This window comes from Rhodovulum tesquicola, assembly GCF_024128855.1.
GTDB lineage: Bacteria > Pseudomonadota > Alphaproteobacteria > Rhodobacterales > Rhodobacteraceae > Rhodovulum > Rhodovulum tesquicola.
In genome coordinates this window covers 91,377-103,871 of the sequence record NZ_JAMYDV010000001.1, presented here as the reverse complement: position 1 = coordinate 103,871, position 12,495 = coordinate 91,377, and the positions used below count along the sequence as shown (strand labels likewise).

Sequence of the window (12,495 nt, the reverse complement as noted above, 5' to 3'; positions counted from 1 at the left end):
GTGGCATGTCCCTGTTGCTTTGTCGGTGTCGCGCTCTTGATGTCGCGTGGCGCTTTGCCGCGCCGATCAAATCCTTGCCAAGCTCCGGCCGCATTTCTTGACATTTCCGGACAACCTCGCGCCGGGCGGGATGGATGCCGCAATGCGAGGCATCGCAGAATGTGCTATGTCTGCGCCGGTGGCGCCTTTGGTCCGCGAACAGGCAGCAGGGAAACCGGATGACGCAAACCCATGATCTGATCGTTCTGGGCGGGGGACCGGCCGGGGCGGTCGCCGCCTGGCTGGCCGCGCGCGACGGGCTGGACATCGTGCTGATCGACCCCTGCACCGCCGAGGACCGGATCGAGGGGATGAGCCCGCGGCTGCATCGCTGGCTGGACGGGCAGGGGTTGCTGGCCGGGTTCGCGGGGCTGGTCGGCCCGCTTTCGCGGATCAGCCACTGGGCCGCGCAGCCCACCAATGGCAATGCCGAATGGATCGTCCACCGCCCCGCGCTGGACACCCATCTGCGGCAGGCCGCCGTGGCGGCGGGCGCGCGGCTGATCCCCGGCACCGCCCGGGTCGAGGCCACCGGCCCCGAGGGCGTCACGATCCATCTCGACGGGGGCGCGCGGCTGACCGCAAGGCAGGTCTTCGACGCGCGCGGGCGCAAGGCCCATGCGGGCATCCGCGACATGCGCCGCGCACCCGCCACGCTGTCGATCTCGGGCTGGGCCGCGGCGGACCGCGCCGCGCCGCGCGGCGTGCGCGTGGTGCCCATCGCGCAAGGCTGGCTCTGGATCGCGCAGGGCTGGCCGGGCCGGGCCTGGGTGCAGTTCGTCACCGATGCGCAGGGCGACGCCCCGCCCGGCGCGCGCTTCGCCGCCGCCATCGCCGCCGCCACCGAAACCGCATCGCTGCCCGCCCTGCAGCCCGAGGGGCCGCTGGTGATCCGCGACTGCGCCCCCGCGCTGCCCCCCTTTACCGGCGATCTGGCCGTGCTGACCATCGGCGATGCGGCGGCGGCGGGCGATCCGCTCTCCGGCCATGGCCAGTTCTGGGCGGTCTCGGGCGCGCTGTCGGCAACCGCCGTGCGCCGCAGCCTCGCCGCCCGCCCCGGCCCGGAAACCGAGGCGCTGGCCCGCCGCTTCCTCGCGGACCGGCTGACCGAGACCTTCCTGCACCAGGCCCGCGTCGGCCGCGAATTCGCCCGCCAGGTCGCCGACCATGCCGATGCGCCCTTCTGGGTCCGCCGCCGCGACTTTCCCGACGATCTGCCCCTGCACCCGCAAGACAACGGCTTTCGCATCGACCGCGCCGTGGTGGTGGCCGACAACCTGCTCGAGGAACGCGAGATCCTGCGCACCCCCGCCACGCCCGCCGGCATCGCCTGGTTCGGCTCGATCCCCGCGGCCGAGGCATGGCGCGCCCTGCAAGACCGCGTGCCCTTGCCCGATCTCGTCGCCCGCTGGGGCAAGGCCGCCGAACATCTGCCCGACTTCCTGATGCAGGAGGCCGCGCCGCCTTACTGAGCCCGCGACAGCCGCGCCACCGCCCAGCGCGCGGCCTCGGCCACCGTCGGGTCCGGGTCGCAAACAAGGCTCTGCACGGGCTCGATCAGCGCCCTGTCACCCGAATTTCCGATGGCATAGCAGACATTGCGCACGAACCGATCCCGCCCGATCCGCTTGATCGGCGAGCCCGCGAACAGCGCCCGGAACGCCGCATCGTCCAGCCCCGCCAGATCGGCCAGCCTCGGCGCGACCAGATCGGGGCGGGCGGCATATTTCACCTCGCGCGCGGCCACCGCGAACTTGTTCCATGGACAGACCCCCAGGCAATCGTCGCAGCCATAGATCCGGTTGCCCATCAGCGGCCGCAGGCCCTCGTCCACCGGCCCCTTGTGCTCGATCGTCAGATAGGAAATGCAGCGCCGCGCATCCAACTGGAAGGGCGCTGGAAAGGCGCCGGTAGGGCAGGCATCCAGACAGGCGGTGCAACTGCCGCAATGCTCGGCCCCGGGCGCATCGGGCGGCAGTTCGACCGTGGTGAAGATCGCGCCCAGAAAGAACCAGTTGCCCAGACCCTGCCCCAGCAGGTTCGTGTGCTTGCCCTGCCAGCCCAGCCCCGCCGCCTGCGCCAGCGGCTTTTCCATCACCGGCGCGGTATCGACAAAGACCTTGATCTCCGCCCCCGGCGCCGCGTCGATCAACCAGCGGCCCAGCCGCTTCAGCCGCTTCTTCAGCACGTCATGGTAATCGCGGTTCTGCGCATAGACCGAGATCGCGCCGCGGTCGGGCCGCGCCAGCACCGCCAGCGGATCATGCGCCGGGGTATAGGGTTCGGCCAGCATCACCACCGACCGCGCCGCAGGCCACAGCGCCGCCGGATCGCCGCGCCAGCCCATGCGCTCGGCCATCCACCCCATCTTGCCATGCCAGCCCCGCTCGACGAACGCGGCCAGCCGCGCGGCGGCCTGCGGTATCGCATCGGGGCGGCAGACCCCCATCGCGGCAAAGCCCTCGGCCCGGGCCTGCATGGCAAGACGCTCTTTCAGCGCCCCGCTCAAAAGTCGAGATTGGCGTAGTGCCGGGGCGGCGGAAAGCCCGGCACCTGATCCGCCAGGATGCTGCGGAAGGCCGGGCGCGACTTGATCTTGGCATACCAGTCCTTGACCGCCGCATTCCGGTTCCAGTCCACATCCGAGATGTAGTCGAGGCTCGACAGATGCGCAGCCGCCGCGAAATCGGCCAGCGTCATCACATCCCCCGCCAGCCAGCGCCGCTGATCCAGCAGCCAGCCCAGATAGTCGAGATGGAACTTGATCGCCTGCGATCCCGCCTTGACCGCCCGGCTTTCGGGATAGCCCTGACCCATCACCTTCTTGTTGACCCGCTCGTAAAGCAGTTTCGAGGTCACCTCGTCATGGAACTTGTCGTCGAACCAGAAGCACAGCCGCCGCGCCTCGTAGCGTTCGGCGGGGGTGCCGGGCAGCAGCCGGGGTTCGGGATGGACCTCGTCGAGATATTCGCAGATCGCCTGGCTCTCGGCCATCGCGCGCCCGTCCATCCGCAGCACCGGCACCTTGCCCGCCGGGTTGCGCCGCATGAAATCGGCGTCGCGCTCCCAATAGCGTTCCTCGATCAGCTCCACCTCGATCCGCTTCTCGGCCAGCACCAGGCGGACCTTGCGGCAAAAGGGCGACAGGGGAACGTGATAGAGACGGTTCATGGGCTCGACCGGAAGTTGACCTGACGCCCCTCTTGCCCGGTCAGGCCCGGATTTTCAACTCTCGAAGCAGGCCGACCGCCCATCGGCGCGGATCGTCGCCGCCCCGTCCGAGATCCGCGCGGCCCGGCGTTGCAACTGCGGCGTCAGCCGGGCCGCGTTGCGCGTCTTCGGCGCGGGCAGCACCACGGCCAGCGCCGCAGCCTGCGCCGCGCTCAGCCGGTCCGGGGGCACGCCGAAATAATGCCGCGCCGCCGCATCGACGCCAAAGACGCCCTCGCCGAACTCGGCCACGTTCAGATAGACCTCCAGGATGCGCCGCTTGGACCAGGTCAGTTCCACCAGCGGCGTGATCACCGCCTCCAGCGCCTTGCGCGGCCAGCTTCGGCTTTGCCACAGATAGACATTCTTGACCGTCTGCTGGCTGATCGTCGAGGCGCCATAGCGCCCGCCCGCCTCCAGCGCGCCACGGATCGCGCGCATGTCAAAGCCCCAGTGGCGGCAGAAATTCGCATCCTCCGCCGCCACGACCGCGCGCCGCATCGCGGGAGCGACATCCTCGATCGCGACCCAGCGATGCTCGATCCCGCCCAGCCGCCGCCCCTCGGACCACATCGTATGGGTCAGGGGCGGGTTCACCACCTTCGGCGCGACGACGCCCAGCACCGCCAGCAGCACCATGCCCCAGACCAGACGGCGCAGCGTGATCCGCGGACGCGGCAGCGCGGGCAGCCTGAACCGCCCCCCGCCGCCCTTGCGGGCCGCCTTCCTGCGTGCCGGTGCCTTTCGCTTCGCCATGGTCCGCCTGATACCCGAGCGTGAAACGCTTGACCATCGCCCGAAATGAAACGGCCCCCGCGGATGGTGCCGCGGGGGCCGGATTTCGGGCCGGATCAGACCCTATTCCGCCGGAACCGCGCGTTCCTCGATGCCCAGCGGATGGGTCAGGTGGGGCAGCATCTCGCGCGGGCAGACCTGCAGGAAATTGCCCTTCTCCAGTTCCCAATGGTCCAGGATGTCGCGCGCCTTGTGGCTGCCGGTCTCCTCGGCATGGCGTTCGATCAGGCCCTTCAGCTCGGCTTCCCAATGCTGGACGCTGATCCGGCAGGTCAGCAGCGTTTCCATGTTCATCCGGTCGGCGGCCATCCCCTCGGGATCATACAGATAGGCCATGCCGCCAGTCATCCCCGCGCCGAAATTGGCCCCGATCCGTCCCAGGATCACCGCAATCCCGCCGGTCATGTATTCGCAGCCGTTCGAGCCGCAGCCCTCGACCACCACCTTGGCGCCCGAGTTGCGCACGGCAAAGCGTTCGCCCGCCCGGCCCAGCGCGAACAGGTAGCCGTCGGTGGCACCATACAGCACCGTGTTGCCGATGATCGTGTTCTCCGAGGGGTCCAGCGGCGTGTAAAGCGGCGGACGCACCACGATGGTCGCCCCCGACAGCCCCTTGCCGACATAGTCGTTGGCATCGCCCGCCACGATCAGCTTCAGCCCCGGTGCGCCGAACGCGCCCAGCGACTGCCCCGCGCTGCCGGCCAGCTTCACCGTCAGGTGGTCGGGCTGCAACTTGTTGCGCATCCCGAATTTCGTGACGATATGGCTGGATACCCGCGTGCCGATGGACCGGTGCGTGTTGCGCACCGCATAGGACACCTGCATCTTCTCGCCATCCTCGAAGAAGCGATGCGCATCGCGCAGGATCTCCGCGTCCAGCGTGTCGGGCACCGCATTGCGCGGCTTGTAGCGGTCCAGAACCGGCCGGTCCGACGGATCGACCTGGATCAGCAGCGGATTCAGGTCCAGATCGTCCAGATGTGCCGAGCCGCGGCTGATCTGGGTCAGCAGATCCGCACGCCCGATCACCTCGTCCAGCGACCGCGCCCCGATCTGGGCCAGGATCTCGCGCACCTCCTGCGCATAGAAGGTGATCAGGTTCACCACCTTGTCCGCATTGCCGGTGAACTTGGCCCGCAGCTTGGGATCCTGCGTGCAGACCCCCACCGGGCAGGTGTTGGACTGGCATTGCCGCACCATGATGCAGCCCATCGCGATCAGCGCGGCGGTGCCGATGCCGTATTCCTCGGCCCCCATCATCGCCGCCATGACGATGTCGCGCCCCGTGCGCAGCCCGCCATCGGTGCGCAGCGTCACCCGCTCGCGCAGGTTGTTCATGGCCAGGACCTGATGCGCCTCGGTCAGGCCCATTTCCCAGGGCAGGCCGGCATATTTGATCGACGTCGCCGGACTGGCCCCGGTGCCGCCATTATGCCCCGAGATCAGGATCACGTCGGCCTTGGCCTTGGCCACGCCCGCCGCGATCGTGCCCACACCGCTGGAGGCCACCAGCTTGACGCAGACCTTGGCGCGCGGGTTGATCTGCTTCAGGTCATAGATGAGCTGCGCCAGATCCTCGATCGAATAGATGTCGTGATGCGGCGGCGGCGAAATCAGCGTGACGCCCTTGGTCGAATGGCGCAGCCGCGCGATCAGTTCCGTGACCTTCATCCCCGGCAGTTGCCCACCCTCGCCGGGCTTGGCGCCCTGCGCGACCTTGATCTCCAGCTCTTCGCAATGGTTCAGGTATTCCGCCGTCACCCCGAAGCGGCCGCTGGCCACCTGCTTGATCTTGGCCGACGGGTTGTCCCCGTTCGGTTCGGGGTGGAAATGCGCCGGATCCTCGCCGCCCTCGCCCGAGTCGGACTTGGCCCCGATCCGGTTCATCGCCACGTTCAGCGTCTTGTGCGCCTCGGGGCTCAGCGCGCCCAGGCTCATCCCCGGCGTCACGAAGCGCTTGCGGATCGAGGTGATCGATTCCACCTCCTCGATCGGCACCGGCTTGCCCAGCGGCTTGATGTCCAGAAGGTCGCGCAGATGGATCGGCGGATGCGCCCGCATCGCGGCCGAGAACTGCTTCCAGATCTCGAAGGACGCGCTGTCACAGGCCTTCTGCAACAGCGCCATGGTCTTGGCCTCCCAGGCATGGGTCTCGCCCGAGCGCCGCGCCTTGTAGAAGCCGCCCACCGGCAGCACGTCGCGCCCCCCGCGCCAGCCCTGGCGGTGGACCTCCTCCAGCTTCTTCTGGATGCCCGAAACCCCGATCCCCGAGATCCGGCTGTGCATGCCGGGGAAATATTCCGCGCACATCGCGCGGGACAGCCCCACCGCCTCGAAGTTCAGCCCGCCGCGATAGGACGAGATCACCGAGATGCCCATCTTCGACATGATCTTGAGCAACCCGAGGTCGATCGCCTTGCGATAGCGCGCCACGGCTTCGGTCAGCGTGCAATCCAGCAGGCCGCGCCGGATCCGGTCGGCCAGCGTGTCCTCGGCCAGATAGGCGTTCACCGTGGTCGCGCCGCAGCCGATCAGCACCGCGAAATAATGCGGGTCGATACACTCGGCCGAGCGCACATTGACCGAGGTGAAGGTCCGCAGCCCCTTGCGCGTCAGCCAGCTATGCACCGCGCTGGTGGCCAGGATCATCGGCATCGCCACGCGGTCCTCGCTCTGGTGCTGGTCGGTCAGCACCAGATGCCCGGCCCCCGAGCGCACCGCATCCTCGGCCTCGGCCCGGATCCGCGCCAGCCCCTCGCGCAGCGCGTCCTGCCCCGCGCCCGCCGGGAAGGTGCAGTCGATCTCGGTCATCGGCGAGGTGAATTGCGCCGCGATCGCCTCGAACTGGGCATTGCCCAGGAAGGGGCTTTCCAGGACGATGATCCGCGTCTGGCTGCCATCCTCGTCCAGCACGTTCTTGAGGTTGCCGAACCGCGTCTTCAGGCTCATCACCCGGTATTCCCGCAGGCTGTCGATCGGCGGGTTCGTCACCTGGCTGAAGTTCTGGCGGAAGAAATGGCTGAGCGGCCGGTATTTCTCGGACAGCACCGCGCTGGGCGTGTCGTCGCCCATGGACGCCACCGCCTCCTTGCCCTCCTCGGCCATCGGCGCGAGGATCGTCTCGACCTCCTCGATGGTGAAGCCCGCCGCGATCTGCCGCTTGCGCAGCTCGCCCCCCTCGTACAGCGTCACCTCGTCCAGGCCCGACAGCGTGTCGTCCAGCTCGTGCACCTTTTCCAGCCACTCGCCGAAGGGCTGGCTGGCCGACAGCAGGTCCTTCAACTCGCTGTCATGGTAAAGCCGCCCCTCGCGCATATCGACCGCGATCATCTGCCCCGGACCCAGCGCGCCCTTCTCGCGCACGCTGGCCTCGTCGGTCGGCACCATCCCGGTTTCCGACCCCGCGATCAGCAGCCCGTCGCCGGTCACCACATAGCGCATCGGCCGCAACCCGTTGCGATCCAGCCCGCCACAGACCCAGCGCCCGTCCGTCATCGCCAGCGCCGCGGGGCCGTCCCAGGGCTCCATCACCGAGTTCACATAGGCATACATGTCGCGCCAGGGCTTCGGCAGTTCGACGGCCGCCTGCGACCAGGCCTCGGGCACCAGCATCGTCTTGGCCATCGGCGCATTGCGTCCCGCGCGCACCAGAACCTCGAACACGGAATCGAGCGCCGCCGAATCCGACGACCCCTGCGCCACGATCGGCTTGATGTCCTCGGCCAGATCGCCAAAGGCGGACGACGCCATCCGGATCTCGTGGCTTTTCAGCCAGTTCAGGTTGCCCTTCAGCGTGTTGATCTCGCCGTTATGGGCCAGCATGCGGAAGGGCTGCGCCAGCCACCATTGCGGGAAGGTGTTGGTCGAATAGCGCTGGTGATAGATCGCGAAGGCGCTTTCGAACCGCGGATCCAGCAGGTCGGGATAGAACTCGGCCACCTGCTCGGCCAGCATCATGCCCTTGTAGATCACCGACCGACAGGACAGCGAACAGATGTAGAGCGAGGGCACCTGCGCCGCGGCCGCCGCCTTCTCGATCCGGCGGCGAATGACGTAAAGCTCGCGCTCGAAGGTCTCCTCGTCCACGCCCTTGGAATTCGAGATCAGGATCTGCTCGATCTCGGGCCGTGTCGCATTGGCCTTCTCGCCCAGCACCTCGGTATTCACCGGGACGTGGCGCCAGCCATAGATGTAATAGCCCATCCGCAGGACTTCGGTCTCGACGATGGTTCGACAGGCTTCCTGCGCGCCGAAATCGGTGCGCGGCAGGAACACCTGCCCCACCGCGATCAGCCGGTCGGGATGCGGCTCATGGCCCGTGCGCCGGATCTGGTCATAGAAGAACGGCACCGGGATCTGCACATGGATGCCCGCCCCGTCGCCGGTCTTGCCATCGGCATCCACCGCGCCGCGATGCCAGACCGCCTTCAGCGCGTCGATCCCGTTCTCGACCACCTTGCGCGAGGGCTTGCCGTCCACCGCGACGACCAGACCCACCCCGCAGGAGGCGTGCTCGTCCTCGGGGCGGTAAAGCCCGTGCTCGGCGACAAAGGCACGCCGGGCTTCCTCGCGGGCCACCCAGTCGGCATCGAATTTCGTCATGGTCGGAACCCTTCTCTGATGGGTCAGGGCCTGTGCCCCATTCCTGTCTCGCTGATCGGGGGCGTCCGAAAAAGGTCCGATAAAAGTCCGATGAAAATCCGATGGATTTCCGATTTGACCGATCGCCCTGCAAACGCCCCCGTGTTCTGTCACTCCGCCGCGACCTGCGCGGGCTGGGAAAGGTAGGTCAGGATGCTGTCCGCCGCCTCGCGCCCGTCGCGGATCGCCCAGACGACAAGGCTTGCGCCGCGCACGATATCGCCCACGGCGAAGACGCCCGGCAGGCTGGTTTCATGGCTGCGGAAATCGGCCTTGATCGTGCCCCAGCGCGTCACTTCCAGCGCGGTTTCACCCCAGAGCGTCGGCAGGTCCTCGGGCTCGAAACCCAGCGCCTTGATGACCAGATCGGCGGGTTCGACATAATCCGCGCCCTCGATCACCTCGGGGCTCTGGCGGCCCGTGGCATCGGGTGCGCCCAGTCGCATCTTCTGCACCATCACGCCCTCGACCGGATTGCCGGCAAAGCCGTTGGGTGCGGTCAGCCAGACGAATTCGACGCCTTCTTCCTCGGCATTCTGCACCTCGCGCTGCGAGCCGGGCATGTTCGCCCGGTCGCGCCGATAGAGGCATTTCACCGATTGCGCGCCCTGCCGGATCGCCGTGCGCACACAATCCATTGCGGTATCGCCGCCGCCGATCACCACCACGCGCTTGCCGCTGGCGTTCAGTTCGCCCGACTCGTATTCGGCCACGCTGTCGCCGAACCCCACCCGGTTCGAGGCGGTCAGGTAGTCGATGGCCCGCACGATGCCCGCCGCGCCCACGCCCGGCGCCTGCATCGCGCGCGACTTGTAGACGCCCGTGGCGATCAGCACCGCGTCATGCTTGCCGCGGATCGCGTCGAAACTGATATCCACGCCCACATTGCAGTTCAGGACGAACTCGACCCCGCCCTGTTCCAGTTGTTCGACGCGGCGCATGACCACGTCCTTTTCCAGCTTGAAGCCCGGTATGCCATAGGTCAGCAGCCCGCCCGCGCGGTCATGGCGGTCATAGACCGTGACCTGCACACCGGCGCGGCGCAGCACATCCGCCGCCGCCAGCCCGCCGGGGCCCGCGCCGATGATGCCGACGCTTTCGGGCCGTTCCTCGCGGGGCGCGATGGGCTGCACCCAGCCATTATCCCAGGCGGTATCGGTGATGTATTTCTCGACCGCGCCGATGGTCACGGTGCCATGGCCCGACTGTTCGATCACGCAATTGCCTTCGCACAGGCGGTCCTGCGGGCAGATGCGGCCACAGATCTCGGGGAAGGTATTGGTCGCCTGGCTCATCTCGTAGGCTTCCTGCAACCGCCCCTCGGCGGTCAGGCGCAGCCAGTCGGGGATGTTGTTGTGCAGCGGGCAATGCGTCTGGCAATAGGGCACGCCGCACTGGCTGCACCGGCTGGCCTGCTCGGCGGCCTTCTCGGCGGCGTACTCGGCGTAAATCTCGTCGAAATCATGCGCACGCGAGTCTGCATCCCGCTTGAGGGGCATTTCCTTGGCGGTGCTGACGAACTGAAGCATCGGACGCTTCGACATGGCTGGCTCCCTGCGGACGGACTCCGTTTCCGGACGCCTCTATACGGATCTTCGAGAGCAATTAAAAGTCAGAAGTTATGACCCTTTCGGAATTATCTTTCCGCCCGCCCGCGCCCCGCCTCGCGATAGCGCCGATTCAAGGTCAGCAAGTGTGACCTGTAGGAGTGCTTTCCATTCCGAATCAAACCCGTATGCTGGCGCCGATTCCGCTGCGGGCCGGGTGACATGGAACTCTTCAACCTCCTCCTCCTTGCCGTGATCCAGGGGATCACCGAATTCCTCCCGATCTCGTCCTCGGGCCACCTGATCCTGCTGCCCTACCTGACCGGCCAGCCGGACCAGGGCCAGGTGATCGACGTGGCGGTGCATGTCGGCACGCTGGGGGCGGTGATCCTCTATTTCCACAAGGATGTGGCGCTGGCGCTCGGCGGACTGGGACGGGTCATCCGCGGCCGGATCGACACGCCCGGCGCCTTTCTCGCGCTCTGCCTGATCGTTGCGACCATCCCGGTCGTGATCGCGGGCCTCCTGATAAAGCTGGCGGGCGTCGAGGAGATGCTGCGCAGCATGGCCCTGATCGGCTGGACGATGCTGATCTTCGGCATCCTGCTGTGGTGGATCGACACCCGCGCGCCACGCACCCGCAAGGCCCCGCAATGGACGCTGAAACACGCCCTCGTCATGGGGTTCTGGCAGGTCATCGCGCTGCTGCCGGGCACATCGCGTTCGGGCATCACGATCACCGGGGCGCGGGCGCTGGGCTATGACCGGCCCGACGCGGCGCGGCTGGCGATGCTGATGTCGATCCCGACGATCGCAGCCTCGGGTGTGCTGCTGGGCGGCGAGGTGATCCTGAACGCCGATCTCGCCATCGCCCGCGACGGCGCCATCGCCGCCGCTTTCGCCTTCGTCTCGGCGCTGGCCGCGCTTGCGGTGATGATGCGGCTGGCCCGCTCGATCAGCTTCACGCCCTATGTGATCTACCGGGTGGTGCTGGGGATCATCCTGCTGGGCATCGCCTACAGCTAGCGCCGCATCCCCCCGGTCGCCTCCCGGCTGCCATGGAACTGCCCCGAGGTCCGATAGCGCCACAGGTATTCGGGCAGCACCGACTCCATCGAAACCGGCGCGATGCCCAGCTCGGCAAAGCCCGGCATGCCCTCGGCCACCACATTGTCCAGCGCGAGGTTCGTCACCTGGTCGCGGGTCAGGATCGAGTTGGTGAACAGCCCCAGCGACAGCCTTTGCAGCAGGTCGAACGCCGTTCCCATCGCGGCAGAGGCAAACAGCGGCAGGTTCAGCACGATCCGGTTCGGTCGGCCGATCACCTCCAGCATCTCCTCCATGAGATCGGCAAAGCGTCGCACCTCCGGGCCGCCCAGCTCGTAGATCCCCGGCGCCGCCTTGCCCGTGACCCCCAGCACCGCGGCTTGCGCCACATCGTCGACATAGACCGGCTGGAACAGGGTATTGCCGCCCGTCACCGGCAGCACCGGCGCGAACCGCGCCATCGAGGCGAAGCGGTTGAAGAACTGGTCCTCCGGCCCGAAGATCACCGAAGGCCGCAGGATCACCGCCTCGGGGAAGCTCGCCAGAACCGCCTGTTCGCCCTGTCCCTTGGTCTGGGCATAGGCGCTCTTGCCGTCCGGATCCGCCCCGATCGCCGAGACATGCACCAGCCGTCCGACCCCGGCCTTCGCGGCCTCCTCGGCGACATGGCGCGCGCCGTGATGCTGCACCAGACCGAAGGTGTTGCGCCCGACCTCGTTCAGGATGCCGACGCAGTTGACCGCCGCATCCGCCCCCTGCAGGGCGTCGGCGACCGAGGCGGGCTCGCGGATGTTGCACAGCATCGGCTCGACCTGGCCCACCGCGCCATAGGTGCGCACGAACAGCGCCTCGTTCGGACGCCGCACCGCCACGCGCACGCGCCAGCCCTCGGCCGCCAGGCGCTGCGCGATGTAACGCCCGACAAAGCCCGAGCCTCCGAAAACGGTCACAAGCCTTGCCATGCCCAGCCTCCCTCCCGGTATATGTCCTGTCCCCGAATATAGGGCCGGACCCGACCTCGCAAGTCATGCTGCGGTTCGCCGCGAATCGCCGTTGACACCACCCGCGGCCCTCTGTAAGTCACCGCCTCACGACACCTGCCCAGGTGGCGGAATTGGTAGACGCGCTGGTTTCAGGTACCAGTGGCTTAACGGCCGTGGAGGTTCGAGTCCTCTCCTGGGCACCACTTCCCTCGGAAGTGACCAAGTTTTCCAAT

8 protein-coding genes and 1 tRNA gene are annotated in these 12,495 nt (G+C 67.7%); 3 read left to right on the top strand and 6 right to left on the bottom strand.

What is annotated here, in order from left to right; all coding sequences use genetic code 11:
• The first annotated feature begins 218 nt into the window (after positions 1–218).
• Positions 219–1,511, top strand: a complete 1,293-nt coding sequence (qhpG, locus tag NHN26_RS00410) for a flavin-dependent monooxygenase QhpG (protein ID WP_253087561.1) — start codon at positions 219–221, stop codon at positions 1,509–1,511.
• Here qhpG and queG read toward each other — a convergent pair.
• The 5 genes from queG to NHN26_RS00385 all read right to left on the bottom strand — a co-directional run bounded on the left by queG (position 1,505) and on the right by NHN26_RS00385 (position 10,229).
• Complete coding sequence (gene queG, locus NHN26_RS00405) at positions 1,505–2,518, bottom strand: tRNA epoxyqueuosine(34) reductase QueG (protein WP_253087947.1); 1,014 nt, start codon at positions 2,516–2,518, stop codon at positions 1,505–1,507. The genes qhpG and queG overlap by 7 nt on opposite strands.
• Positions 2,519–2,544: 26 nt before the next feature.
• Entirely contained in the window at positions 2,545–3,210 is a 666-nt protein-coding gene (gene fzlA / locus NHN26_RS00400) for an FtsZ-binding protein FzlA (protein ID WP_253087560.1), read from the bottom strand.
• Positions 3,211–3,264: 54 nt separating this feature from the next.
• Positions 3,265–4,005: a monofunctional biosynthetic peptidoglycan transglycosylase gene (mtgA, locus tag NHN26_RS00395; RefSeq protein WP_253087559.1), complete on the bottom strand. Its 741-nt coding sequence runs from the start codon at positions 4,003–4,005 to the stop codon at positions 3,265–3,267.
• 102 nt (positions 4,006–4,107) lie between these two features.
• The gene (gene gltB / locus NHN26_RS00390; protein ID WP_253087558.1) at positions 4,108–8,646 is read right to left on the bottom strand and encodes a glutamate synthase large subunit; all 4,539 of its coding nucleotides are present in this window, start codon (positions 8,644–8,646) and stop codon (positions 4,108–4,110) included.
• A gap of 149 nt (positions 8,647–8,795) precedes the next feature.
• Entirely contained in the window at positions 8,796–10,229 is a 1,434-nt protein-coding gene (locus tag NHN26_RS00385; protein ID WP_253087557.1) for an NAD(P)-dependent oxidoreductase, read from the bottom strand.
• Between the two features lie 225 nt (positions 10,230–10,454).
• Here NHN26_RS00385 and NHN26_RS00380 point away from each other — a divergent pair, with 225 nt between their 5' ends.
• A complete protein-coding gene (locus NHN26_RS00380; RefSeq protein WP_253087556.1) occupies positions 10,455–11,258 on the top strand; it encodes an undecaprenyl-diphosphate phosphatase in 804 nt (267 codons plus the stop codon).
• On the opposite strand, the gene NHN26_RS00375 is transcribed toward NHN26_RS00380, so the two are convergent.
• Positions 11,255–12,241, bottom strand: a complete 987-nt coding sequence (locus NHN26_RS00375; protein ID WP_253087555.1) for a complex I NDUFA9 subunit family protein — start codon at positions 12,239–12,241, stop codon at positions 11,255–11,257. The two genes, NHN26_RS00380 and NHN26_RS00375, sit on opposite strands and share 4 nt — an antisense overlap.
• A gap of 137 nt (positions 12,242–12,378) precedes the next feature.
• Between NHN26_RS00375 and NHN26_RS00370 the strand changes: the two genes are divergently transcribed.
• Positions 12,379–12,465: transfer RNA gene (locus tag NHN26_RS00370), tRNA-Leu, on the top strand.
• Positions 12,466–12,495 lie beyond the last annotated feature (30 nt).